The 26221-nt window shown below is 47.3% G+C and carries 17 protein-coding genes; 8 read left to right on the top strand and 9 right to left on the bottom strand.

Annotation, left to right across the window (positions count from 1 at the left end; translation table 11 throughout):
* Position 1: 1 nt before the first annotated feature.
* Positions 2-226, bottom strand: a complete 225-nt coding sequence (locus IT233_11490; protein MCC7303254.1) for a ferredoxin — start codon at positions 224-226, stop codon at positions 2-4.
* Positions 223-1485: a U32 family peptidase gene (locus IT233_11495; protein ID MCC7303255.1), complete on the bottom strand. Its 1263-nt coding sequence runs from the start codon at positions 1483-1485 to the stop codon at positions 223-225. Before IT233_11495 ends, IT233_11490 begins: the two co-directional genes overlap by 4 nt.
* 130 nt (positions 1486-1615) lie before the next feature.
* Between IT233_11495 and IT233_11500 the strand changes: the two genes are divergently transcribed.
* Positions 1616-3142: a CotH kinase family protein gene (locus tag IT233_11500; protein ID MCC7303256.1), complete on the top strand. Its 1527-nt coding sequence runs from the start codon at positions 1616-1618 to the stop codon at positions 3140-3142.
* A gap of 4 nt (positions 3143-3146) precedes the next feature.
* Here the strand turns inward: IT233_11500 and IT233_11505 are convergent, their stop codons facing one another.
* The 6 genes from IT233_11505 to IT233_11530 all read right to left on the bottom strand — a co-directional run bounded on the left by IT233_11505 (position 3147) and on the right by IT233_11530 (position 15855).
* On the bottom strand, positions 3147-4598 hold the full coding sequence (locus tag IT233_11505; GenBank protein MCC7303257.1) for a tetratricopeptide repeat protein: 1452 nt from the start codon (positions 4596-4598) through the stop codon (positions 3147-3149).
* Positions 4595-5893 carry a tetratricopeptide repeat protein gene (locus tag IT233_11510; GenBank protein MCC7303258.1) on the bottom strand — a complete coding sequence of 433 codons (1299 nt, stop codon included), beginning with the start codon at positions 5891-5893 and terminating at the stop codon, positions 4595-4597. Before IT233_11510 ends, IT233_11505 begins: the two co-directional genes overlap by 4 nt.
* 326 nt (positions 5894-6219) lie before the next feature.
* A complete protein-coding gene (locus tag IT233_11515) occupies positions 6220-7332 on the bottom strand; it encodes a hypothetical protein (GenBank protein ID MCC7303259.1) in 1113 nt (370 codons plus the stop codon).
* Between the two features lie 58 nt (positions 7333-7390).
* Positions 7391-8314 carry a type IX secretion system membrane protein PorP/SprF gene (locus IT233_11520; GenBank protein MCC7303260.1) on the bottom strand — a complete coding sequence of 308 codons (924 nt, stop codon included), beginning with the start codon at positions 8312-8314 and terminating at the stop codon, positions 7391-7393.
* Between the two features lie 30 nt (positions 8315-8344).
* Complete coding sequence (locus IT233_11525; protein ID MCC7303261.1) at positions 8345-12628, bottom strand: gliding motility-associated C-terminal domain-containing protein; 4284 nt, start codon at positions 12626-12628, stop codon at positions 8345-8347.
* Positions 12629-12708: 80 nt separating this feature from the next.
* Positions 12709-15855 (bottom strand): hypothetical protein, encoded by a 3147-nt coding sequence (locus tag IT233_11530; GenBank protein ID MCC7303262.1) that lies wholly within the window; start codon positions 15853-15855, stop codon positions 12709-12711.
* A 49-nt stretch (positions 15856-15904) separates the two neighbouring features.
* Here IT233_11530 and IT233_11535 point away from each other — a divergent pair, with 49 nt between their 5' ends.
* The 3 genes from IT233_11535 to IT233_11545 are packed head-to-tail and all read left to right on the top strand — an operon-like array spanning position 15905 to position 19958.
* Positions 15905-17230, top strand: coding sequence for a tetratricopeptide repeat protein (locus IT233_11535; GenBank protein ID MCC7303263.1), 1326 nt, complete (start codon positions 15905-15907; stop codon positions 17228-17230).
* A gap of 8 nt (positions 17231-17238) precedes the next feature.
* Positions 17239-18531, top strand: coding sequence for a tetratricopeptide repeat protein (locus IT233_11540; protein ID MCC7303264.1), 1293 nt, complete (start codon positions 17239-17241; stop codon positions 18529-18531).
* A 41-nt stretch (positions 18532-18572) separates the two neighbouring features.
* A complete protein-coding gene (locus tag IT233_11545) occupies positions 18573-19958 on the top strand; it encodes a hypothetical protein (protein ID MCC7303265.1) in 1386 nt (461 codons plus the stop codon).
* Positions 19959-19982: 24 nt separating this feature from the next.
* Here IT233_11545 and IT233_11550 read toward each other — a convergent pair whose 3' ends face one another.
* Positions 19983-22832, bottom strand: a complete 2850-nt coding sequence (locus IT233_11550; GenBank protein ID MCC7303266.1) for a PKD domain-containing protein — start codon at positions 22830-22832, stop codon at positions 19983-19985.
* Between the two features lie 167 nt (positions 22833-22999).
* Between IT233_11550 and IT233_11555 the strand changes: the two genes are divergently transcribed.
* From IT233_11555 to IT233_11570, 4 genes are read left to right on the top strand one after another with little or no spacing between them, the layout of a single operon-like run.
* Positions 23000-23755 carry a PorT family protein gene (locus IT233_11555; protein MCC7303267.1) on the top strand — a complete coding sequence of 252 codons (756 nt, stop codon included), beginning with the start codon at positions 23000-23002 and terminating at the stop codon, positions 23753-23755.
* 3 nt (positions 23756-23758) lie between these two features.
* Positions 23759-25138, top strand: a complete 1380-nt coding sequence (locus tag IT233_11560) for an FAD-binding protein (GenBank protein MCC7303268.1) — start codon at positions 23759-23761, stop codon at positions 25136-25138.
* A gap of 1 nt (position 25139) precedes the next feature.
* Positions 25140-25664 (top strand): energy transducer TonB, encoded by a 525-nt coding sequence (locus tag IT233_11565; protein ID MCC7303269.1) that lies wholly within the window; start codon positions 25140-25142, stop codon positions 25662-25664.
* On the top strand, positions 25664-26044 hold the full coding sequence (locus IT233_11570) for a DUF3307 domain-containing protein (protein MCC7303270.1): 381 nt from the start codon (positions 25664-25666) through the stop codon (positions 26042-26044). Before IT233_11565 ends, IT233_11570 begins: the two co-directional genes overlap by 1 nt.
* Positions 26045-26221: the final 177 nt, after the last annotated feature.

Consider the following 26221-nt stretch of genomic DNA (forward strand, 5'->3'; position numbering starts at 1 on the left):
GCTACCCTTCGATACGGATACACCGGGATGGACAATGCCGGACCACGGTTTTCTGTTTTGCTCTCTCTGCTTCTTCCAGCTTTTTGTAAAGGATGTCTTTTTTACCGGTTGCTCCAACCAATGTAGCTTTCCCGTCCTTACGCGACATTTTCCAGTTCGCAGGATCCAGCTCAGCACAGGCATTGCAGCCTATGCATTTGTTTCGCTGATGAAAAACTCTGATCATGAAGGATCCTGAACCAGCTTGTATAATTTGTCGGACGGACGAATGCGGGCCGGAACTTTAAAGGTGATGAGGCCGCCTTTGCCGGCTTCTGTTGCTATTGCCCCATCGAGGCGCAGACCGTTCACGGTAGTTTCAATATAGCCCGTGGTGGGTCCGGTAATCATTACCGGATCATTTTCGCGCAGTGTATGGGTTTCTATTACAAACTCGCCTACGCCAATGCCGGGGTAATATTTCCTTCCTTTGCCGATATAAACTTTACGCTGCGTAGCAAGCGACCCATCGCTTTTACTCCATTCGCCAATCTCCTTACCCATGAAATATCCTTCCCAGAAACCGCGGTTGAAAACAGAAGCGAGCTGTTTCATCCACTCTTCTTTTTTATCCTGAGTAAAGCATCCCTGCCGGATGGCGTCGATCGCCTCGCGGTAACATAATGTAGTTTTATATACATAATCCGCCGAACGGCCGCGACCTTCAATTTTAAAAACGGACGCACCGCTGCGCATGAGCTGATCAAGGAAGGGAAGAGTGCATAGATCCTTCGCCGACATAATGTATTCTCCGTCTACCTCCAGTTCCATTCCCGTTTCTTTGTCTGTTACTATATACTCTCTCCGGCAGTTTTGAACACAGGCGCCGCGGTTGGCAGAAGCATTGTGCGAGTGCAAGCTCAGGTGACATTTTCCGGAAACAGCCATACAAAGAGCTCCATGTGCAAAAATCTCGATACGAACTGGTTTTCCCGACGGTGCAAGAATATTTTTTTCATGTATCCCCTTTACAATCGCTTCCACTTGCTGCAAGGTAAGCTCCCTGGATAATACCATTACTTCAGCGAATTTCGCGTAGAAGGCAACGGTCTCAAGATTCGTGATATTGCATTGGGTGGAAATATGTACCGGCAGACCTTTTTGATGCGCATAGGAAATGGCTGCAATATCAGAGCAGATTACGGCGTCAATGCCGGCACTTTTGGCGGCATCTACGATCGTACGCATGTATCGGAGATCGTGCTCATACATGATGGTGTTGAGTGTAAGACAGGCGGAAACATTTTTTTTATGGCATTGATCTGCAATAGGTGGAAGATCGCTGATCTCAAAACCATCAACGGCACCGGCACGCATATTGAGTTGATCCACTCCGAAATAGACAGCGTCGGCTCCGGCCTGCAGTGCGGCAGTCAGGCATTCAAAGTTTCCGGCAGGAGAAAGTAATAACGGCGAAGCCGGGGTGTCGGCATGTCCTGCAGGTATGCCGGATTTTATAGCGTCTGAAGTGTGCAAGGGGGTCCGTTTGCATTGCAAATTTACGGATTTCAGCGGAACATCAGACGGATGCCGCCCCTGTGTTCCGGATATTCCTTTAATTGCCTAAATTTGAAGAATGAAAACGATCTCCCTGTTCTTTGGCCTGTTGATAACGGGAATTCTTTTTTCCCAGCCCTATAATAACGACGGCGACACATTGTTCGCATCTTCCTTTATTCATGAGATTCGCTTTAATTTTTATCATCCTGCTTATTATGATTCTCTTATGCTATCCCATACCACCGACACCTATTATGTGTGCGACATGGTATTCGACGGGGTGACTTTCCCGACTGTAGGAGTAAAATTCAAAGGAAATTCCTCCTTTAATATCCTCAGTCAGAAAAAGTCTATGAAGGTGGATCTGGATTACATTATCCCTTCCCAGGACCTTGACGACTTGAACAAATTCAACCTGAATAATCTATATCATGACCCTACCTGCCTGCGGGAAAAACTAATGGCAGATTTTCTCAACCGGAATCAGCTCCCCGGACCCAGGGTAACCTATGCCAAGGTGTATTATAATAATGTTTACTGGGGATTGTACACACTGGTGGAGGAAGTCAATAAGGATTTTCTCGACGGCTGGTTCAACGACAAGAGAGGAAATCTGTTTAAGGGAGATCCCAGCGGCGATCTCAAATGGATCAACAGCAGTCCTTCTTCTTACTACAACAAGTACGAACTGCACACCAATGAAACGCAAAACGACTGGTCAGATTTGGTAGAATATCTTGACAAGATCAATAATTATTCGCTCAGCGGTATCCGGGATACACTGGACCGGTACATGGATGTTCCCGGATTTTTGAAGTACGAAGCTCTTTGTGATATTTTCGTTAGCTTGGATTCATATATCGGTAGCCGCCATAATTATTTTGTCTATCATGATTCAATTACGGATCGTTTTCGATGGGTGTTCTGGGATATTAACTCCTGTTTCGGGGTGTTCAACCAAAGCATGAGTGTGGCACAAATGGAAGGATTGAGCATGACCTATCTGGGCACTCCGCCGCAGGATCGTCCCCTGGCCTGGCGTTTGATGCAGGATCCCCTAACATTGCAGGAGCTGAGCTACTGGTTCTGTGTATTTCTTCAGGAGGACCAGTTTAGCAACACTGCGCTGGATCCGCGGATAGATAGTCTTTCGGATCGGATCCGTAATGATGTATATTCCGATCCGAATTACACATACACCAATCAGCAGTTTGAAGATAACCGTACGATAGTGGTGGCTGCTGATAATAAAAATTACCCCGGGCTGAAGCCTTTTATTGGGGCCAGGAGAGATACACTGACCTCACAACTGGCTGCTTACGGTTGCTATCTTGGTACTTCTTCAGAAGGGAACCCTGCCTTACTTAAGTTGTACCCCAACCCGGCTCACGATGGGGTAACGATTATTTACCCGGACGGACTTAATGAGGAAATGATTCCGCAACTGTTTGATCTGACAGGGCAATGTGTAAGGGAGTTTGCCAAAGTTCAAGCCGGTGAACAGAAAATACAAATTCCGGTTTCAGGCATTCGTCCGGGCGTTTATCTGCTGCGGATGGGTGGTGCGCGGGGTACAGTTCCGCTCAGATTAGTAATCTTCTGATCTTTTATTTTTTCATTCGTGACTGAATGTATTTTTCACTCGGAAGTAAGCTGCGCTGTATACGCCGCGCATAGTGAATGGAATCCAGGATCTCTTTTTGTTTTTCTTCTACCAGTTCCTTCTGTTTGGCAATAATTCGGTTATCGCGTTGCTTTTGTCGGTAAGCCCGGAAGGAAATAGCGGCCACCGAAAGCATCAGAAGAAAGCCTGTAATGCCTCCGTAAATGTACCAACGTTGCTGCTTTAGCTCCTGCTGATGCGACATTTCGCGTTTGGCTACCTCGGCGGCCTGACGTATACTATCAGCTTGCTGTTCTTTTTCAAAATCATAACGCATCTCCTGCTGTACCTGCTTTCTTGTGTTTTCTTCATTATTCATGCTGTCACGAAAAGCAATAAAAAGCATATAATTCCGAAGTGCAGAGCGGTAATTACCCTGCAGACTATCCAGAAACGCCAGACCTGAGTAAGACTCCCTGATCACCATTTTGGAGGAGATGTTCAGACCAATTTCAAGTCCTTTTTCAATATGTGACCTGGCATCTGCATACTTACCCATTTTAATCAGCAGGTTGCCGATGTTGTAATGGGAAGAAGCAATTCCGTTTTGGTCACCCGTTCCCTCGCGGATACGCAGAGATGATTTCAGATGCATTTCGGCCAGCGTGTAGTGCATTTTCTTTTGGATGCTGTCTTTCCCGGCCCACCCCATGTATAATGTTCCGATATTATTCATGGTGTTTCCCTGTTCTTTTCTGTTTCCTGTCTCCTCTACCAGTTTCAGTGAGAGTTTATACATGCGAAGAGCATCTTCATATTTTTCCAGCATTTTGTAAATGACGCCCAGATTGTTGTATACATTTGCCAATCCGTTCAGGTCATTCGTCTTCCGGAATAGGTTTTCAGCTTTTTCCAGCTCTGCGATCGCATTGGAGTATTCTTTCTGTGCCTGATAAATCAGGCTGATATTATTATGAGAAAAAGCCATTCCTGCTGTATCTGCGCATTTTTCACGATAGCGTAAACCAATTAAATGATTCTCAAGTGCATCAGGATAATTGCCCATGTCTTGCATAACCATAGCAATATTGTTATAAACGGCTCCGCAATTTTTTAGATCTCTGAGTTTTTTCCGGATGATGAGCGAAGCTTTTAGTTCATTCAGTGCCTTAGGATATTCTCCTTTATACCAGTAAACAACGCCCCGGTTATTCAGAGCACCGGCAAGCCCCCGCATATACTTCAGACTTCTCGACAGGTTCGCGGCAAGGGTTCCGTAATAAAGCGCAGAATCAAATTTACCCTTGATGGCCAGATGACGGGCGTACTGCGTGCATGCAATAACCGTTCCGGTGTCTTTTTTACCTGCCCTGATGATGCGGAGAAGGGAGTCTGCAGGACCACTGGTCAGGGAACAGTAAGAAGTGAGCATGAGAAGAAGCAAGCCTATTTTCATTTTTTTGATGGGATTTTCGAATGGATGTACTTCTCCGTTGGCATCAGACTATTCTGGATGCGTTTGGCATAGTGAATGGAATCCAGGATCTCTTTTTGTTTTTCTTCTACCAGTATTTTTTGATTTTCAATTTCTGATTTTTGCCTTCGTGTGACACGGAAGCGGTTAAATACAATGAGTAAAAACACACTCAGCAGCACCAGGCCGGCTACAGAAACGGTGAGAATGATCCTTCCACGGCTTTCCTCCGCATATTTTTCGGTTTCCAGGGCTTTGATTTGCAATTCTTTCCTTTCTGATTCAAATTCAGCGTGCAGCTGATTCATCTGCCTTCGGTTTTCCTCATTGTACACACTGTCTTTAAAAAGAAGGAGTTGTTTTAATATTCCTGCTTCCTGCGCATGGTCATTTTCTTTTCCTGCAATCTCAGCCTGATATTTGAGGATCTCGATCCGGTAAAGGTTCGAATTAATCCTGTTGGTCCAGTGCATGCTTCGCGCCAGGTAATCTTTTGCTTTCCTGTAATCTCCGAGTTTCAGATATGTTGCACCCAGATTGAGGGTTGAAAGGGCACACATTTCTTCATCGCCAATGTTTTCTTTTATTTCCAGGCACTTCTTAAAGTAGAAGACTGCACTGTCCGGAAGATCCAACTGCAGGTAGGTTTCCCCAAGATCGTTGTATGAATCGGCCAGTTCATTGGGGACATTTCTTTTCAGGCGAATGGTGATGGCTTTTTTCCGCCATTTGAGCGACTCATCGTAATTCCCGAGCTTAAGATAACAATTGGCCAGATTGTTATATGCGGATCCAAGAGAACGGCCATCCGAATTTTTCTCCGCCCTTCCGATCAGTTCATAAAAAAGCGGAATGGCGTCCTTGAATTTGTCAGCCTGAAGGTAAAGCAGGCCCAGGCTGTTGATAGATCGGTATTCCCATTCGTCATTTTTTACCAGCCGGGCAACGGCGAGTGCTTTTTTCTCCTCCGTCATTCCCTTGGCAAATTCACCGGTAATGAAGCAGGCATTTGCCAACAGATGATGCCCGTGGTACAAACCATGCGAATAACTAAGCTTTTTAGAAAGATCCAGTGCGCGGTTTGCATAAAAGATACTGCTGTCGGAAGAATTCCATCCGTAACGATAGGCCATGCTTACATATAGCCGAACCCTTGATGTGTCGTGATGTGCATTCCGGAGTTCCCTGCGCAGGGAGTCAAGGAGGGTATCTGCCTTTGCATGGAAAGAGGGGAACAAGGCCAGTAGCGGGACGAGTGGAAGCAGGTAAGGTTTCACCAATCAAACTTACTGATTTGTCCCGACTTTCGGTCATGTAATCCCAGGCTGCGCTGCGCTTTTGCTTATGGCAGTATTCATCCGGATTTAGTATTATTGCCATAGTCTGCGATAAAAAGGAAGCAATGTTCAACAGTATTCAATACGCGCGCGGAATCCAGCATACATTGTTGCCCACACGGCAGTACATCAAGCGGGCAATGGAGCGATTAAAATCATAAGTAAAACACCATTCGTTGCGGTGTGTCGGAGCTATTGCTGAACGTTTAGCAGCATTTGACTGACGGAAGGCTCAATGGGAGTGTTTTAAATAATGCTGCTGTGCATCAATAGATATTCTTCCTCCAGGCTAATTGCACTACGAACTGCCGGGTAAGCCCATCGGTACGGGTCTTTCGGTTAACCACAGGACCAGCAACAAGAAATGTCAGATCGCTGGTTTTGTTCAATTTGAACACCGCGCTGGCATTTAAATTCAATGTCAGACCGGAAGAACCTGTGGCGGAAATTCGTATCCCGGAAGTGTCTATGTACGTGTCTTCCTGCAGGTGATAAATGCCAAGGGCTCCGGCGTTAAGCGTCGCTTTCTTTATTCTGAAGGAACGACTGATTCGAAAAATGGCGTCATCTGCCCGCTTCATCTGGTTCGACTCGAAGAAATTGTTATACACCTCTGCATCTTTCGCAAAGGGCTGGTGGAGGTACATGTTATTTGTTTCTGTAAAGGCGTGCTGATAACCCGCCGTGATCTCCCAACTCTTGTATGCGAACTTGATTCCTGTCAGAAGGTCGTAACTGCCGAGGCTGGTCTGGTAAGGCATGGGCAGAGGTCTGTTGTTCACCAACAGGTTAGCATCGTTGGTCGGAAACTTGCCTCCAAGGGTTAACACCAGATTTTTCTTGCGCTTTTCTATCAGGTAATAACTCAGGCTGAGTGTCAGATCGCCGGGCGCCTGCAGGCTTCCCAAATTACCATTCACAAAGGAATAGGGAATTTTGAGCTGAGCGAACATTTTCTGCTTATATAAACGTACGGTTCCTTCCAGTTGAAAAGTAAGAATGGAGGTGTTTCTTTCACCCGATCCATAGTGCACACCAAATACCAGCTGGTACCGGGGAAACCGGCTCACCACACGGTAAACAATTTTCGTCGTATCGGCGGAAGGACCATTCTCATAACCCGTTCCGGTCTGAATCTTTGTCAGCACATGCATTGAGGAATCCGGCTTCCCATCGGGGCCAATGCCAACATAGGCGTCTTCGAGTTCCAGTTTATTCAATGTGGTTTTATCGCTGGGGATCTCCTGATAATCAAATCCAAGGATACTCAGGCTGCCAACGGAGCATACGCCCCCATCGCTGCAACCTTGAGCGTTCGCACGCAAGGCCAGACAATAAAGACATATTCCAATAAGTAAACCAATGGCAGGGGTCCGCACCTCGTAAATCTAAGAAAAAGTTAGATAATCTGTGCGTGGAGCACCCTAAAAACGCCTTTTAATTTCCCATAAAACTCGGCACCCCCAACTTGTCGGCTGCCTCTCCGAACAGCCAGGCCAGGCGCACCTCATGGGTTCCGTTGGTATATCCCGACAAACCGGAGAGGGGGAGGTCGAACGAATATCCCAATCTCAGTTTTTTCATGATATTCATTTGCGTAATGAAAATCAGACCATCGCCGGTCCTGTAACTCACCCCAAGGTCGGCCAGATCTCTGTATGACCCGGCTATATGCACCTCACACTGAGCAGGTGCGCCATCTACATAACGGAAGACAAGCGCAGGTTTTACAAAAAATTTCTCCCCTGCTTTAATCTTTCCTGTGCTGTGGAGATAATAGTGTCGCTGGTATTGGGGAATATTGCTCAATGCAATGGATATGGGTGTTCCGCTTTTGTGCGAGAGCAGGTTTGGAACCGAAAACCCTGCCGTAAAATTGTCCAAATAAAAGTAAACCCCGGTGCCGGCGTTCGGAATGATTTTTCCCCGTACATCAGCACCGAAGTTGGCATCACCGGCATCCCAGACGGTCAATTCGGTCAGGCGACTGCTGTAATGACTGATCCCGCCGCGTAATCCCATACTGAGATACCCTTTCCCAATGAGCAGATGATAGGAGTAGAATGCATCCACATCGGTACGCCTGGATACCCCAATCACATCATTGATCACCGATCCGCCTAACCCAATTTTCTTTCCCTTCCAGGGTCCTTCTACGCTGAGGAATTGGGTCGAAGGGGTCCCGTCGAAATTAAGCCATTGCTTACGGTAAGTAGCGGATGCGGTCCAATAGGGCTGACTTCCCGCTGCCGCGGGATTCAGTAAAGCACCATTATACATGAATTGACTAAGTAGTCCTTCTTGCTGTCCGTACAAACACCCGTATACCGAGGCCAGTACGATTATTAACAATCTTCTCATTCCTTGTTTTTTTGCACAGTTCATCTCAAATCATTTTACATACCTGACCTCCACGTACCCCTTCCGCACTATATCCGCGTCGGGAATGGTGAGGATAACGAAGTAAGTTCCTTCAGGTACGTTTTCACCATTCATGTTCTCTCCCATCCAATTATTCTTATAGTTGTCGGTCTTGTAGATCAGGTTTCCCCAGCGATTAAATATCTCCAGGTGATTCACAGGATATTTTCCAAGTCCATGGATCACGAACGCATCATTAAGGTTATCCCCGTTCGGTGAAATGCCTTCTGGCATCTCAAGGGGAGGAAAGTCACTGATTTCCACTGTTAGTTGAATACTGTCCAAGCAACCCCATTGATTCGCAACAACCAGCCAAACAAGATAGGTGCCGGGAGCCCCATATGTATGGGACGGATTCATCATAGTCTCTGTATAATTGTCTCCAAAATTCCAGAGATATAATTCGGCTCCTGAGGATGTGTTGGTGAACTGGATTGTAGGATTGTTCATGTTCGTTGGCTGCGGTGAAGCAGTAAAGGACGCTACCGGCAATGGATAAATCGTAATGAGGTTCACAAGTGTGTCAGAGTTTGTACATCCGTTCGCGTCGGTAACCTGGTGAATGACGGTGTATGAACCGGCCTGATTGTAACACATCACCGGGTTCTGCATACTGGAAGTTGTGGATCCGAAATCCCAGAAATAAGTCACGCCGACGGTGGTGGAGGTAAAACTTACGCAGTGAGGCTCACAGCCATCCGGGTCGCTGACCGAAAAAGTGACTAATGGTAGTGGATTAACGCTTATGATCACACTATCAGAGCGTGTACAACCGTTGGCATCCGTAACCATAACCACATATTGGGTTGTAACTGTAGGATTAACGCTGATACTCATTCCAGGCCCACCTGGACTCCACTGATAGCTGTAGGTACCAACTCCACCTGTTGCTGAAGCGGTGAGCAAGATGCTGTTGCCGGTACAAATAGCCGAGTCGTTACCGGCTCCCGCCAAAAGCACATCGGGCAGATTAATAGCGTAATTGACCGAGATGCATCCCAGTGAGTCGCGTACAACAATTGTATGGGTTGTTCCCACAGTTAAACTATCCGAGTAGTCTCCAAAGGAATTATAGGTATTCCCACCATCGAAGGAAACCTGATAACTTCCACCTGCTCCCCCGGCTGGAATAACAGTCACCGGCGTAAAACTGGTGTTTAATGGATAACAAAGCGCATAATTCACGGAGGCGGTCACCTCGGGGTTAATATAGGCTGATAAACTCAGCGGAGTAATGCAGCCCAAAGGATCCATCGCAAACAAATAATATGTGCTGTCTACGGGTAGTGGGATGGTATCCACACCGGCCATCAGGTAGGTGCTTCCACTATCAGTTGATATAGTATAAGGACTTCCGTTTCCTCCGGACACCCAAACAATGAGGTTGGCGATACCAGATCCTGGAACAGGACATTCAACAAAGAAGCTGTCTACGGTTACTCGCAGAGGCTCATCTATAAGCACACTTAACTGCTGAAGGTTGTTGCAGCCGTTAGCGTCCGTTACAGTAAGAATGTATTGCCCGGCACTGATCCCGGTCAGGTTCTGTGTTGTTGCCCCGTTGTTCCAAAGAAAAGTATAGGGCGCAAGTCCTCCGCTTATGGTAGTGGTGATGGTTCCGTTGGTCCCGCCATTACAGGTGACGTCGGTTTTAACGGCGAGCACTTCAAGTGTATCTGGCCGGTCAATGTTTACAGAGGCCGAACCCGTACATCCGTTATTATCTGTCACAATCACAGAGTAAGTTCCATCACCAAGATTATATTGGTCTTCCACAAAGATGTTGTTCGACCAGGCATAGGCAAACGGAAACGTTCCACCGGATACGGTGAGTTCAATGCTTCCGTTGTTCAGATCGGAGCAACTGATATCGGTTGGGGTTAGTGCCAAGCTGAGAGGAGAAGGCTGTGTAATGGTCACATTTTGCATTTGCGTACAATTGATGGCGTCAGTGACAACCACTGTATAGGTTCCGGCGGAAAGTCCGGTTATTGTAAGCGTTGTGGCACCGGTATTCCATAAGAACGAATAGGGCGCGTTACCAAACACAGCAAAGGCGGTAGCAGTACCATTTCCTGATCCGTTACATGTGAGCGGGGTATTCACTGTGCCAAGAATCAGGTTGTTGCATGGCGGCTCGGCGATGAAGAGGGTGTTCACCACCGTACAACCATTGGCATCGGTTACAGTAATTGTATACGTTCCGGTACTTAGACCAGTGATACTTTGAGTGGTGGCGCCTGTGCTCCACAGGTAAGTGTAGCCGGGAGTTCCACCCGTAGGATTGGCCGTTGCACTGCCTTCAGTGCCACCAATCGTTGTGGCGTTGGAGGAGGTAACGTTGTTGACCACCTGAGGAGGCTCAGTGATCGTTACAGGGGTTAAATCAATGCATCCGCCTGCGTCGGTGACGGCAACCACATAGACTCCGGCGGATAAGCCGGTAGCCGTGGCGGTAGTTTGTCCGCCGGGAGTCCACAAATAGGTATAGGGGGCTGTTCCACCGCTCGCAATAACGATGGACGTACCATTGGCATCGCCAAAGCATGAAAGGCTGGACGAAGTAGCACTTGCAGTGAACGAAAGACAGCGTGGCTCATTCACCACCACGGATGAAACAATTGTACACCCGTTGGCATCCGTAATGGTAACTGTATAAACGCCGTAAACTAATCCTGTGGCAGTTTGCGTTGTTTGTGCATTTGACCAAACGTAGGTATAAGGAGAAGTTCCGCCGGATGGAGTAGCAGTAGCGGTTCCATCGTTACCGCCGTTGGTTGTAACATCTGTAGTACTCATGGTTAAATTCAGAGGGGAAGGAACCCCCACCGTTGCGCATACAGTGGTGGTACACCCGATGTTATCGGTAATGGTTACGCAATAGGATCCCTGTCCTGTTGTAATAGAATTTGAAGTAGCTCCTGTACTCCACTGATACTGATAGGGAGTGATACCACCATTTACGCCGGGGGTGAGTGTTACTTGTGATGCATTACAGGGAAGATTAACATTGCCCAGGTTAGCCGTTAGCAAGGTGGGATAATAAATACGAATTGTATCGGTGCTGTTCGTGCATCCGCCACCGGCGCCTGTGGATGTGAGGATTAATGTGGCATAGCCCGCGGTTAACTCACCTGCTGTGGGCGTGTAAGAAATAATGAGACTGGTATTTGAAGGATTATAGGTTCCTCCTCCTCCGGACCAGATACCACCCGTTGCATTTACCACGCTTCCTGAGATGATGGCAGTCGGCGCTGAGCGACAAACCACCTGATCATTTCCGGCACTGACCACGGGTGGAAGAGTAACGGTGACAGGTACTGAAAGTAAAAGGGCGGGACAGGTCACCGCGTCATACAAGCCATCCCTGATCTCCACGGTAAAAATCTGTGCGGTACTGGCCTGGTAGGCAGAAACTGTAGATACTATATTTCCATTCTGGTCTCTCCAAATGAAAGAGTAATTCCCATCGCCACCGCTGGCATTAGCTGTGAGAAGCACGCCGGGACCGTTCGCACAGAAGGTGGCATTGAGTGGCGTGACTGATCCGCCTAAGGCGGGTACATTGCAAATACGGATGGTGTCGCACATGGCTATGTACCCGCACTCGTCAGCGGTTGGAAACCCACAAACCCTGTAATCAATATAAGGAGGTGGATTGGATGAAGGAGTATAAACAGGATTAGTACATGCGCTTGTACAACTTAGATAGGAATTATAATCACCCGGGTTGCCCGGATAGATGGAGTTCCACGTTACAGAACCTGTGTCAAATCCCAGTACTGTGATATTCTGAGTACATCCCACACGCACATATTGATCGGGTGGAAAAGTAGGCTTTGGAATTGACGTGATCTGATACGTGTTCTGATTATTTCCGGGCTTGCAGAAGGTAATATGGTGTGGGCCGGGTCCGGTAACGCAAATAGGCTGGCCAACAGGAATGAGAGGCCCGCAACTAATCTGGTAGAACATACTCCCCGTAGGAATAGCGCCGGAAGCAATGGTCAGGTTAATCATGGCCGCTCCGGTATCCAATATAACCTCGAAAGAGGTACACCTGTCCGGTGCTATAGTACCACAGCAATTGCCGTCGCGGGAATGTCCGGGAGATTCCCATATTCCCGCAGGATTCCCCGTGAGATTTACCTGATAGAACGGGACATTGGTTCCGCAGGTGGGAACCTGAGCATGAGTTACCCCAACCAGACACGACACCAGTACGAGTAACACCAATTTCTTTTCAAGGAACATAGCACATTTTCTTTGTGCCAAAATTAGATCCCTGTGAATGCACGTCTGCTGACTGAAGTCAATTCAGCAACTGATAGATTTCAGTCTGAAAATACGCTTAGCTTCAAACCCTCTACCTTTTTTCTGTAGGCATGCCAGTCGGTTTTCAGCCACAGATCCACTTTCGCGGTAATCTCGGTGGTTTTAATTCCCGCATTCTCGATAGCAATCATTGCGTTGGGGCCCGGAATTCCCCAGGAGGCATCCAGGTAATACCCGGCGGTTCCGAGAATGGCATTCAGTTCTTTTGGATTGCGTTGTATGCCCTTGATGTCTTCTTTAGGGAGGAAAAGGGCCTCCAGGCTGTCCAGCTGTTTTGTCAGCACGTTGTGCATTTTCTCCACTTCCTTGCCTAACGTGTCTTTCCGCTGTGAAAGGAGTTTTTCTACAAGCGCAATGCTTTCCCTCGCTTTCCGGAGTTTTGAAAAACTTTCTGCCGCGGTCCTAATATAGGACATCTGTTTTTTAAAAAGCTCCTGCGTTTTCATTCGCTCTTCGGTGGATACAGTGGTGAATGGATCCTCTTTTACCTCAACCGTTACGGAATCTCTCCATTTATCTTTCACAAATACCATTTTGTATTTTCCAGGAAGAACCGAAAATACACCCCGCGGATCTTCATCTGGCTTTGATTCCTGGCGCGAAGGGAACCGCTCACTATTTATGTCGCAACTCCAGGAGATCTGATTTATTCCGTCCTTTAGTTCCCTGGAAAAGTTACGAACCAGCTTTCCCTGCAGGTCGTAAATGTTGACCTTCAATTTTTTATCCGCATTCTTGTCATCCTTTAATTGTTCCGGGCTTTTTTTGTCCCGCATATTCTTCGGATCAGTCTTCTTTTTCCAGACGAATGCATGCACCTGGTTGAGTCGGTGGTTCTCTCCAGAAAAATTGTTGTTCGCAGTAAATCTGATCCCGAAGGAAAAATCATTATAGTTTACGAGATGCGCATCCGAATATCCCATCACAAGAATATCCTTTTGCAGAATCTGTTCACCTTCTCCTGCAATTTTTCGCAGCGGACCAAGGTCGTCGAGTATCCAAAGCGCACGGCCAAAAGTGGCAATCACCAGATCGCCCTCTCTCGCATGGATCTTCATGTCGTTCACCTGCACCTGTGGAAATCCCTTGTTCCAGTGCTTCCATGTAGCACCCTTGTTAAATGAGACATATAATCCGCAGTCGGTTCCCAGAAAGAGAAGGTTCGGCTCAACGGGATCCTGCACAATACTTAGAACGAAACTGCCTATATCTTTCGGGTCAGCAATGCGTTTCCATGTCTTTCCCTGATCGGTCGTATGGTAACAGTAGGCAGAGAAGTCGTTTTTTCTGTAGTTGTTCAATACCACAAATGCTTCATTCGGGTTTTTTGCTGAGACTTCGATCTGAGGGATCCATGCACCGGGAGGGGCTCCCGGAAGAATCTTCGCAAGATTTTTCCAGGTCTTTCCTCTGTCGGTCGTGAGCTGCAGGTTTCCGTCGTCGGTTCCCACCCAGATCACGTTCCTGTCGGCAGGACTTGGCGCGATGCATAATATAGTGCAGTAGTTTTCTGCGTTGGTGGCATCCAGCGTTAATCCACCGCTCTTATGTGCGTTTTGTTTAGAAGTGTCATTGGTTGTAAGATCCGGAGAAAGGATGGTCCATCCCAACCCCTTGTTGTCAGAATAATGCAGGAACTGGGACCCGAAATAAATCCCTTCACTGTTGAACGGATCAGCTGCAATTCCGGCGTTCCAGTTGAAGCGAAGGGGGGTGTTATCGGGAGGAACTGCAGGTTTGAGTGCGATAAACCGTCCTGTTTTACGGTCGTAATACGCCAGATTGCCTCCCTGTGACATGGCATAACCGTACCGGTTGTCCTTGGAATAGGGTACCACATCAAATCCGTCACCGAAGAAGACTTCTGAGAAATCATGATTACTGATGCCTCCCTCACGTAAAACAGAGGAGGGGCCAACCCAGGAGCCGTTATCCTGTAACCCTCCGTAGACATGATAGGGAAAATCATAATCTACGTTCACATGGTAAAACTGCCCAACAGGAATATTTCCGGCAAAACTCCAGGTCAAGCCCCGGTCACGGGAGATATTCAGACCGCCGTCGTTTCCGTTAATGATATACTGAGGGTCATTGGGGTGGATCCAGAGGGCATGATGGTCGGGATGAATAGTGTTGTTGTCGGGAATAATCCGGAAAGATCTGCCCCCGTCTTCACTAAGTGATAAATAAGTGTACACATTATAAAGACGATTCTCATTGGATGGATCAACATATAGTTCCGCATAATAAAAAGGGCGGTTTCCAATGTTTTTGGTTGAAACAAGTGTCCATTTTTTACCACCATCAGTACTCTTATATAAGCCATTCTCTTTGGCCTCTACCAGTGCATAAATTATGTTCGGACTTGAGGGCGCTACGGCAAGCCCTATCCGGCCCAGGTCTCCTTTTGGAAGCCCGTCTTCCTCACTCACTCGTGACCATGATTCGCCGGAATCATACGAAATATGAATACCTGAGCCTTTGCCTCCGCTTCGGAAGAACCAGGGTTCACGTTTATGTTCCCACATTGCTACAATGAGCTTATTCGGATTCTGAGGGTCGCTGATCATGTCGGCGGCACCGGTAAGGTTATTAACATACAGGATTTTCCTCCATGTTTTTCCCCCGTCAGTGGTCTTGAAAACTCCTCTTTCTTCCTGCGGGCCCCATGGTGATCCTGTTACAGCGGCGAAGATGGTGTTCGGTTCATCACGGTGAATGATAATGCGATGAATGGTCTTTGTTTTTTCAAGTCCCATGCATTTCCAGGTTTTCCCCCCGTCTTTGCTGCAGTAAATGCCGTTTCCCATATTCATGGAATTGCGGGGATTTCCTTCTCCTGTTCCCACCCAGATCTCGGAAGGATTGTTGGGGTGAATCCTGATGGAGCCGATGGCCTGGGTACTTTGTTCATCAAAGACGGGAGTCCAGGTGGCGCCTCCGTTTTCGGTATACCAAACACCGCCTGAAGCAGATCCCACAAATATCCGCGACGGATTGTTCAGGTCTGCGTCAATGGCTGTGATCCGGCCACTCATCCCGGCCGGGCCAATGTTGCGGAATTTCAGATTCTCAAAGTCTTTACTGTCAAATTGAGCATGTAAAAAAGGAGGTATCAGCAGCAATAGAAAAACAAAGTGTCTCATAGGGTGATGTTAAAGGAAGCTAAAGTAAGGATTCTGTATCTTTAGAGCAATGTTCCGTGCCTTTGCCCTGCTGATATTTTTCCTCACCTTCTACTTCCCCTTGTTTGCCGGTTCCGGTAGTCAAAATAGCAACGATTCCCTGATGGCAGTTATTCATGGTCCGGCGAACGATACAAACAAAGTCATAGCCTGCTATACGATTTCCAGGCGATTGCGTGCCAAGGGAGACTACGATACAGCCATGTATTATGCCGGAGCAGGACTGGATTTGTCCAGGAGGCTGAAATATGTCTCAGGAGAGGGCCATTCACTCTATACTGTTGGGCTCGTGCATCAGGGGAAAGGCAATAATCCTGAGGCGCAGAATTGTTATCTGCTTTCCCTTCGTATTGCCGAAAAGTTGGGTGATCGACTGCTGTTAGGCGCCACCACCAATGCACTCGGGATCATTTATTGGTATATGGGAGACCATGAAACCGCATTGGATTACCTGCACCGGTCGCTAATGGTGAAAAAGCTGATGAAAGATGAACGGGGGATTGCCAATACCTACAACAATATCGCAAATGTACTGCATGATCAAGGTAAATTGAGGGAGGCGATTGGTAATCTCAATGTTTCCATACGGATCAAGCAAAAGCTGAAGGATAAGCTCGGACTGTCCAACTCTTTTACCAACAGGGGATCCTGCTACCAGAACCTGGGTATCATGGACAGCGCATTGATGGATTTTACCGCGGCTCTGGAATTAAGGAACGAGTATGGTGACAAAGCCGGGATTGTGGGATCTATGAATAATCTAATTCAACTTTATTCAATGACCGGACGCGTTCGGGATGCTCTCGGGCTATCCGGGAAGTCGCTGGCTTTAGGAAAAGAACTAAACAGCCGGAGAATATTTATGGAATGTTACAAGGCTGCATCTGTAGCTTACGACAGTGCCGGCCTGTACAGCGAAGCGTACGGGTATTTTAAACAATATCTGGTGTATAAGGACAGTATCCTGAATGAGGAGAACATGGAAAAGTCCATACAGCAGCAGATGCAATATGATTTTGAAATGAAGGCTGCCGCACTCCGTGCGAAACAGGAAAGAAAGGAAGTATTGGCGCAGCAAGAACACCGCACGCGGGAAACTATCATTTTATTTATTGCTTCCAGTATTGGATTAACGCTGGTGCTTTCCATATTGCTACTCGTTTATCTGGCACGAAACAGAAGGAAAAACCGGTTGATCGAAAATCAGAAAATCTCCCTGGAGGAGAAACAGGCGGATATAGTAAGCAGTATTCAGTACGCCAGGAGGATACAGCAGGCACAATTACCCGCAATGCAATACATCGAGCGCTCATTTAAAAGACTTAATAAGGGGTGAGAAAGCTTATGGTCATATCTCTCGCAGCGATGCTTGCCGTTATGCAGGCTTTTGCCGGTGATTTAGACTCACTTGAGTTCTGGCTGAGAGCGAAAAGCGATACGCTGAAGGTTCATAAGCTGGTAAGGATTTCTACGCAGTTGAGGAAATCGGGTGAGTTAAAACGCTCATTCGATGTGGCGCTGGAGGCCTTGAAAACAGCGGAAATGATAGGGTGGAAAAGAGGGCTTGGGTTGGGCTATGGGGCGGTAGGTACAGCGGATTTCCAAATGGGGAATTATTCTTCTTCGCTCGAATGGCAGCTGAAAGCACTCGCAGTCAGAGAGGAACTGGGTGACTTGCAGGGTAAAAGTGCAGCCTACACCAATATAGGGCTGGCCTATCACGGGATGATGAAATATAGAGAAGCACTTCGGTACCTGGACTCCAGTTATGCAATAAAAAACCAGATTCAGGATAAAAAGGGACTGGTTGCTGTACACAATAACCGGGGCATGGTTCTGGCCGATATGGGAATGTATGAGCCTGCCCTGGAGGAGTACGGGAAATCTTTGGTGCTGGGAAAAGAACTGAAGGATGATTTTGGGATGGCCTATGCCCTGAATAATCTGGGAAGTGTTTATTCAATGTTGGGATGGAACAAAGAGGCGCTGTTGTCGTACAAAGCTTCGCTCGAGATCAAGAGAAAGTTGGGAGAGAAGAACATGATAGCAGCCTGCTATGGAAATATCGCTACGGTTTATCTTTTGGAAAGACGGATAGAGCTGGCTCAGACGTTTGCTGACAGCGCTTTGAAGGTCAGCACCGCGGCAGGCAATAAGGAAATCGTTTTCCAGCAGTACCGGTTGCTGGCACGAATCGACAGTGCCCGGGGAGATTTTCGCTTGGCCATGCGGCATATGCATTTATATGCCATTGCGCGCGACAGTGTTCTGAATGAACAAAATACGCGGAGGCTGATTGAGGCACAGCTGCAGTATGATTTTGATAAGAAGGCAACGATGGAGAGGCAGGAGCGTGAAAAGAGTGATTTTCTGGCGGAGCTTGACAAAGAGAAGCAGCAAAAGATATTGATCATCACTTCGGCAGGTCTGTTAGTCACCCTGGTGCTCGTGGTACTGATATTCCGAAGTATACGTGCATCGCAAAGAAAGAGCAGGGTAATCGAAGTTCAGAAGAGGGAACTCGAGGAAAAGCAAAAGGAGATACTGGAAAGTATCCGCTATGCACGCAGAATACAGGTGTCGCTTTTACCCTCGGAAAACAGAATCCGAAACACTCTTTTGAGGCTACTCTCCTGATAAGGCATGCTTTTTGTATCTTTGCATACCAAAAGCACGTTATGAACAGGACACTTGTTGCAGTTTTACTGCTGTTACCGTTGTTAATTTTTTCACAGGACAAAACCGAAACGATCGAGCGTACTAAAAAGGCCGGTGTGCTGGATTATCAGTGCATCGGAAATGGAGGCATCGTATTGGTTCATGCGTACGTGGGAAAGACAAAACAGGGACTGTCATACACCGTGAAAAATGTAGCCGCCGATTTTTCTACCCGCTGGATACAGGATATTAAATCCAACAAAGCGAATTCTCAGCCTAAGGTGGTAGCCTCTTCAAGCGGAAAAATGGTCTTTGTAATGGATGGAACAGAATGGGATGCCATCAAGGGATTTTCTTCTTTCAACCTCATTCGTTTCAACGAACAGGGTGATTTTATCATGAAAGAATTCGGTTCCTCCCAGCTCTATAACGAAGAGTTGGTAGCCGCATTTTGCGATGACGAGCGATTTTATATTCTCACGGCAACCAATCCTATCCAGGGTCAGCAATATGCGAATATGGTCATTGTTTCCGCTTCTGATCTTTCTTATCAGAAAATGCGACTGGAACTTCCTCAGAAGAAGGCGAATGAGTCTAAATGGCTCTTTGCCGGATGTGAGAATGGTCGCGTGTTTTTATATTCAACTAAGGTAGATGAAAAACTGGGAACTGCTTCTCATGAAGTGGCAGAGGTAGGCCCTGACGGAAAAGTTACCCGGACTTTTATTCTGGAGGGTTCACCGGAGAGTAAGAAGTTTATTCAGGCAGGAAAAGTGCTCCGACACCGTAAGGGATCAGTTGGTGAAGTGCAGGAATTTCAGGAAAAGGTAGATGCTAATACCCAGGCGGTCAGCTATACAGAAACAGTTTCCTCATTCGGAGATGTTTGCTATTCAAATGGCAAATTTCTGGTTTCAGGCTTCTGGTCCTCTAAGCCCAGCAAGGGAGTGAAGGATACCTGGGAGGGTCTTTTCGTGCGCACCTATGATGATATGGGAAGGAAGGAGTGGAACTATCAGATGGCTTTTACTGGCAAACTGAAAGAGAGCAAGGAATTTAAAGCTGATCTGCCTTCGGCACTGCATTCCTATGATCTGGTGGATAACGGAGACGGAACAAACACTTTGCAGGTTCCGTACGGGACAGATATTTTCTGCTGGACGCTGGAAGACAAGGGTAAGCTGAAAACATCAGATATAAAAAAATACGAGGAAATGCAAGCAGCTTATTGTGTGTTCGCCAATCCCGGCGCACCGGCCGGCTTGAACGGATTTGCCGAAAATCTGGATCCCAAAAAACTCAAAAATTATTCCCTTCTGGAGATCTCCAGCGCCGCTTCCGGGTGTATTCTTTTAGTAGAGGATTCAAACGAAAACAAGATCTACCTGCACTGGTTCAATCGTTAAGTTTAAGCCCCGATTTTTTCGGCCCTATTGAATAAGCAGCTTTCCATTAGTGCACTTTCCGGACGGTTCGGTGTAATAGAAATAATAAACGCCGGAAGGCAGATTTCCTCTTTCCATATGCATTTCGAGGCTGCCGTCTATTACCGGAAGACTCCGAATCGTTCTCCCTATTGCATCGCGGATCACAATCACACCTTTCTCCGGCACAAAGCCGTTAAAGAGAAATGTTGTCTGATCTGAAAAGGGATTAGGTGCCACTACCAGTGTCCCCTGATTTAATTCATCCATTCCCACGCAGGTATTCACGGTAATCACTTGTGTGGCAGTGGAGCACCCGATAGAGTTGCATGCAGTAAGCGTAGTGGTATAGGTGCCCGGGCTGTTATAACAAATGTTGGAAGGATTCTGCTGGGAAGAAGACAACGGACTTCCTCCGTTGAAGGTCCATGTCCATGTGGTTGGTGTTCCGGTGCTGAGGTCTGTATAATTAATGCAGCCATTTACGCATAACGTGCTTTGGCTTTGGGTAAATTGGGTTACAGGAGGCGTTCCCACCGTTCCCGTGATGTTAATATTATCGATGTAAAGATTATTACCATTCCGGTTATGGTTTCTGAACGCAATGATTACGCGTGCGTTTCCAATATAAGAATTCAACCCCACCGTTTCAGTTCTCCACTGGGAGGAGCCGGGAGTAAAAGCAGAGTTGGAGTTCGGAGCGGTAGCAAGGGTGGTTCCTCCTTTCAGGTAAACTTGTGTAAATGTTTGTCCACAATCAGTGGAAATCCAAACGGATAATGTATCGCTGAAGCTGCTGTTGTTTTTTCTGCAATAGGCTACATCAAAGGTCATCTGTGCTGCGGTGAGTGAGGAGAAATCCAACGATTTCAAACGAAATTCATCGCGTGTGCCGGGAGCGTTGATACCATGATTATTGTACCAGATGCACTGTGCGCTGGTTGAAAATCCTCCCACGGAAGTATTCAGTTGCCAAATATTACCGTCCGAACCTGCGTCGATCATTGCCCAGTCTGCCGGCAGGAAGGGTGGTGTTTCAAATCCCTCCACCAGAGGTAGTGGATTTAAACCGGGAACGGTGATCACGGCGGTTCCCGTGGATACACAGCCGTTGACATCGGTACCTGATACAGTATAGGTTACGCTGGAGAGAGGGGTTGAAACTACCGTAGATCCGGTGGTAGCATTCAGATATGTTGCCGGCGACCAGCTGTAGGTATTCGCACCGGAAGCGGTAAGATTCTGTGAGCCGGAACAGAGGGTGCTGCTGGGCGGACTGATGGTTACAGTAGGTCCTGGAGTGATGTTAACAGTAAGCGTATTGGTTCCGGTACATCCGTTGGTAGTTCCGGTAACCGTATACGTTGTGGAAACGGTAGGCGTACAGGTTACCGAAGACCCGGTGGTGGCATTTAGAAACGTAGAGGGCGACCAGGTGTAGGCATTTGCACCTGAAGCAGAGAGAATTGTATTCCCGCCCTGGCAAACCGGGTTCGGATTTGCATTGAGATTTACCGTAGGTACAGAAGTTGAAGATACGGTGACCGTTTGCGTAGAAGTATTACACCCACTGGGGTTGCAGGCGGTAAGAGTAACCGTATATACTCCCGGTGTGCTGTAACAAACCTGGGGAGGAGTTTGAGACGTGGAGGAAGATGGAGAGCCTCCGGAAAAGGTCCATGTCCAACTGGTTGGTGTGTTCGAACTCTGATCCGTGAATGAAATGCATTGTCCAAGGCATATTGCAGAAGCGCTCATCGTAAACATAGATACCGGTGGTACATTGGGAGTTTCGTACCAGCTGGCAATGCAACTGCGGGGCAAACCATCTGCCGTAGTGAACGGCCCACCTGCATAAAATGTTCCGTTCCACACTTCCATGGCTTTTACATAATCGTTCATCCCTGAACCCATGGCAGACCAGGTGCCCGTGTTATAATTCCATTTGGCAATTTTACTTGCCGGGTTTCCACCTGCATTCAGGAAATTTCCACCAATGATCATATTCCCGTTGTAAAACATTATTCCCCGAACGTAATCGTCAACTCCTGTTCCAAGGGGTGCCCATGCGTTTCCGTCATACACGGCCACACGGGAACAATTGAAGTCGCCGCCAACTTCTAAAAAATGCCCCCCCATGTATAGTTTATTCTGCGATTGATTCACATAAAGTACACGTACCGTGCTGTCGAGCCCGCCCGGTATATCTACTCCGGAGTTTCCTCCCACCCAGGCCAGGCCATCCCACTTCACAACGCGGTCGCAGGGGCTGCAGCCGTCTACATTTGAAAAATCACCTCCTACCCACAATTCTCCATTATAAACCGTCATGGCGCGAACATCATTATTAAAGGCAGTATCTCTGCCTCCGATAGCTGACCAGTTGCTTCCATTCCACATGGCCACCCGATAACATGTGTTTCCGTCGGCAGTGGTGAAATCACCACCGGCAATCAGATTACCATTCCAAACGGTAAGGCATAAAACATCATTATTAAATCCGCTACCCAGGGGCTGCCAGGCGTTTCCATCCCAACGCGCAACACCATTACAGCCCACGCAGGGTTGCTGAACATTCCAGAAGTCGCCGACAACTATCAGGTCACCATTATATACCACCGCGTCTCTCGCTACAAGCCCAACCCCCGTACTAAAGCAGCTCCAGGTGGTGCCGTTCCAGGCTGCGATTCTTCCGCAGGGCGAACCAAAACTTCCACCGTCAACAAGCATTCCATTCCAGGTGGTCATGCAATGGCTTGAGTTGTTCAGGCCGCCTCCCACATCCTGCCATTGCTGGGCTTGAACCAGATAGCTTAAATTCATCAGGAAAAGGCCGGTGAGGTAGAATTGTTTCATGGAGGAACGATTTAGCAGAATACCTAAAAGTACTAAAGCCGGAGGCATTTTACAAGGCCGCTTGCCAGTCGGACTTTTTTAAGGCTTGGTGTTTAAAAACTCTCCACTCGTCGAAACCCGTATAAGCAATGATTTTTATACCTTTAGTTGGATAAAAACCTGATGACATGAAACGAATCTTATTTATACTGACCGTTCTGCTTGCTCCGGCAACGGTTTTTTCCCAAACGCTTTTTCTGGAAGCTAAAGGGGGTTACAAATCCACCTGGCTTCTGAATAAGAATGTGTCCGACGACGGCAACGAACAGGATTATGCCGCAGGATGGGGAAATCACTACGGTTTGGGCGCTTCCATGTATTTTAACAAAACGGTCGGGCTGGGAATAGATTTTCTTATGAATACCCACACCGGTGCTTATTCGGGGGAATTTGATTCGGTTGACTATACATCCAATGTACGCCTGAAAACCATTGATATTCCGTTAATGCTGAAGCTTAAAACGGAACAGGGAGGATTTCTGGAGTTTGGTGTGCAATATTCCAGTATCAGTTCCGCAAAGTACAGCTATGATTTTAATATGACCCTGCCGAACAGTACGATCCTGCAGAGCGATTCTTCAATGGCTGTGGACACCAGTTATTCATCCTCCAACTTGTCGCTGGTGTTCGGGCTGGGCATCCAGATCAAATTCACCGACCGGATCGGACTCCGGACCGGCTTCCGTTTTGAATATGGCTTATCGGATCTGGTAGGTGTAGATGGTTTTGGAAGGGATCTTTCCAAAGATCATTTTCCTTACGGAAACAATCCGCTCTTCTTCAACAATTATGATTCCTACCAGAAAACCAATACGGCATCAGGATCTTTTATGCTGGGGGTTTATTTTATACTGGGAAGTGAAAAAGATTCAACTGTCCCGTAGCGAGTGATCGAAGAACTAGAGAAGATCCTCGGGAAAGAGCATGTGTTTACTGCCAGAGCAGTACTTGAAAATTACGCACATGACGAAACCGAGGATCTTTCTTTTATGCCGGTTGTAGTGGTGAAACCTCGCACCCGGGAGGAAGTTTCCCGGATAATCAAATTGGCGAACAATCATAGAATTCCTGTAACCCCTCGCGGAGCGGGCACAGGATTAAGCGGGGGGGCTCTGCCGGTGAACGGAGGCATTCTGCTTTCAATGGAGCGGTTCAATTCCATCCTGGAAATAGATGAGCGCAATCTGCAGGCCACTGTGGAGCCGGGTGTTATCACGCAGGTTTTCCAGGATACGGTGGCGGCAAAAGGCCTGTTCTATCCGCCCGATCCGGCCAGCAGAGGAAGTTGTTTTATAGGGGGAAATATTGCAGAAAACTCCGGCGGACCGAGGGCGGTCAAATACGGGGTTACGAAGGATTATGTACTCAATCTCGAAGTAGTGCTTCCTACCGGGGAAATCATCTGGACCGGGGCCAATACATTAAAGAATTCCACCGGCTACAACCTTACTCAGCTGATGGTGGGAAGCGAGGGAACACTGGGGGTTGTTACTAAAATTGTATTCCGTCTTATTCCTTTGCCCAAGAAAAATGTGGTAATGCTCGTGCCCTTTACTTCACCGGAAAGGGCGTGTGAGGCTGTTGCGGCCGTTTTCCGGGAGGGGATAACCCCGAGTTGCATGGAATTCATGGAGCGGGATGCGATTGACTGGACAATGAAATTCATTGACGGCGTACAGGTGCCTGTTGAGAAGAATGTAATGGCTCATCTGCTGATAGAGCTGGATGGGAATGCGGATGATGTGCTGATGAAAGAAGCGGAAAGGATTGCAATGGTTGTGCAGCGTTTTGATTGCGGGGAGATTTTGTTCGCAGATTCGGAGGAGCAGAAAAACAACCTCTGGAAACTCCGGCGAAGGGTAGGGGAGGCGGTGAAATCTCACAGCGTTTTTAAGGAAGAGGATACCGTGGTGCCCCGTGCCGAACTTCCGGCGCTTCTTACCGGCGTGAAGGAGATAGGAAGGAAATATGGGTTCCGTTCGGTGTGCTTCGGCCATGCAGGTGACGGAAATATGCATGTGAATATCTTGAAAGAGGATATGAGCGATGAACGATGGAATACAGAGGTTCCGAAAGGTATCCGCGAAATATTTGAACTGTGCGTTCGACTAAAAGGCACTATTTCCGGTGAACATGGCATAGGGCTTGTGCAGAAGAATTATATGGATATCGCCTTTTCAGAGAAGGCATTGGAATTGCAGAAGCAGTTAAAGAAAGTGTTTGATCCAAATCATATTTTAAACCCGGGTAAAATGTTTCCCGATTAGCATGAAAATAGCAACTCTTATAGGACTGATCTTTTTCTGTGTAGATTTTTTTGCTCAGGATGTGGTGCAGCCCGACAGTATCCAATCGGATTCCCAGAAAGTGATAGTTGTAAAGAAGCCAGTGAAAGATCCTTGTATAGTAACAGCCGGCTCAGATACCGCCTACCTTATGGAATGTACGGATCAGGATCCGGAATTTGAAGGGGGCACTACAGCTATGTATCAGTACATTGGGAAAAAGCTAAAATACCCTAATGAAGCCCGCGCACTCGGGATTCAGGGGCGTGTATATATAAGTTTTTTTGTCAACCCGGATGGAACCATTGGTAATGTTTCTTTGCTTAAAGGGATAAATGCAACTGCCAAGGATTCAACCAAACAAAAAGAGTACACTGTGGCAGTGGAAGAAATGCACAGCCGGGCGATCACGGTCATCAAGGAAATGCCCAACTGGAAGCCGGGCTTCAAAGGAGGAGTTGCAGTACGGACCCGTTATGTCATTCCCATTATGTACAGGATACAATAATGATAGAATCGGTTCTTTTTATTGTTATCACACATTTTGTGGCGGACTTTCTCTGCCAGACAGATAAGATGGCGCTGAACAAGAGCCATTCCCTGAAATGGCTTTCCCTGCATGTATTAACGTATACGGCTGTTTTGGGAGTATCTTCCACCATATTCATGCAGGCAGCGGGGTGGGGGAATATTTTACTGTTTATTGGAATGAACGGCGGGCTTCATTTCATCACCGATTTCTTCACCAGCAAGGCCACATCCAGATTGTATAAGTTAGAATCGAAACACTGGTTCTTTGTGATGATCGGCCTGGATCAGATGATTCACTATTTGTGTTTATTTCTGACGCTGGAGTACATTGAAAATTCTCTGCCACCGCCGGTTTAATCAATGGTTTCACGCAGAGGACGCAAAGGTTTCGCAGAGGGGACGGAGAATCATGTTTCTTTCTTTGCGTAATGTTATCTCCACGGGTCTAATCAGTGGTTCCAGGCAGAGGACGCAAAGGTTTCGCAGAGGGGACGGAGAATTGTGTTTCTTTCTTTGCGTAATGTTATCTCCGCG

It is taken from the genome of Bacteroidia bacterium (genome assembly GCA_020852255.1).
Taxonomy (GTDB): Bacteria; Bacteroidota; Bacteroidia; order JADZBD01; family JADZBD01; genus JADZBD01.

Coding starts and splice junctions, on each gene's coding strand:
- IT233_11535 (MCC7303263.1), top strand. CDS start 15,905: ATGTTCCGTGCCTTTGCCCTGCTGATATTTTTCCTCACCTTCTACTTC.
- IT233_11505 (MCC7303257.1), bottom strand. CDS start 4,598: ATGAAAATAGGCTTGCTTCTTCTCATGCTCACTTCTTACTGTTCCCTG.
- IT233_11555 (MCC7303267.1), top strand. CDS start 23,000: ATGAAACGAATCTTATTTATACTGACCGTTCTGCTTGCTCCGGCAACG.
- IT233_11565 (MCC7303269.1), top strand. CDS start 25,140: ATGAAAATAGCAACTCTTATAGGACTGATCTTTTTCTGTGTAGATTTT.
- IT233_11550 (MCC7303266.1), bottom strand. CDS start 22,832: ATGAAACAATTCTACCTCACCGGCCTTTTCCTGATGAATTTAAGCTAT.
- IT233_11500 (MCC7303256.1), top strand. CDS start 1,616: ATGAAAACGATCTCCCTGTTCTTTGGCCTGTTGATAACGGGAATTCTT.
- IT233_11520 (MCC7303260.1), bottom strand. CDS start 8,314: ATGAGAAGATTGTTAATAATCGTACTGGCCTCGGTATACGGGTGTTTG.
- IT233_11530 (MCC7303262.1), bottom strand. CDS start 15,855: ATGAGACACTTTGTTTTTCTATTGCTGCTGATACCTCCTTTTTTACAT.
- IT233_11545 (MCC7303265.1), top strand. CDS start 18,573: ATGAACAGGACACTTGTTGCAGTTTTACTGCTGTTACCGTTGTTAATT.
- IT233_11525 (MCC7303261.1), bottom strand. CDS start 12,628: ATGTTCCTTGAAAAGAAATTGGTGTTACTCGTACTGGTGTCGTGTCTG.
- IT233_11570 (MCC7303270.1), top strand. CDS start 25,664: ATGATAGAATCGGTTCTTTTTATTGTTATCACACATTTTGTGGCGGAC.
- IT233_11490 (MCC7303254.1), bottom strand. CDS start 226: ATGATCAGAGTTTTTCATCAGCGAAACAAATGCATAGGCTGCAATGCC.
- IT233_11540 (MCC7303264.1), top strand. CDS start 17,239: ATGGTCATATCTCTCGCAGCGATGCTTGCCGTTATGCAGGCTTTTGCC.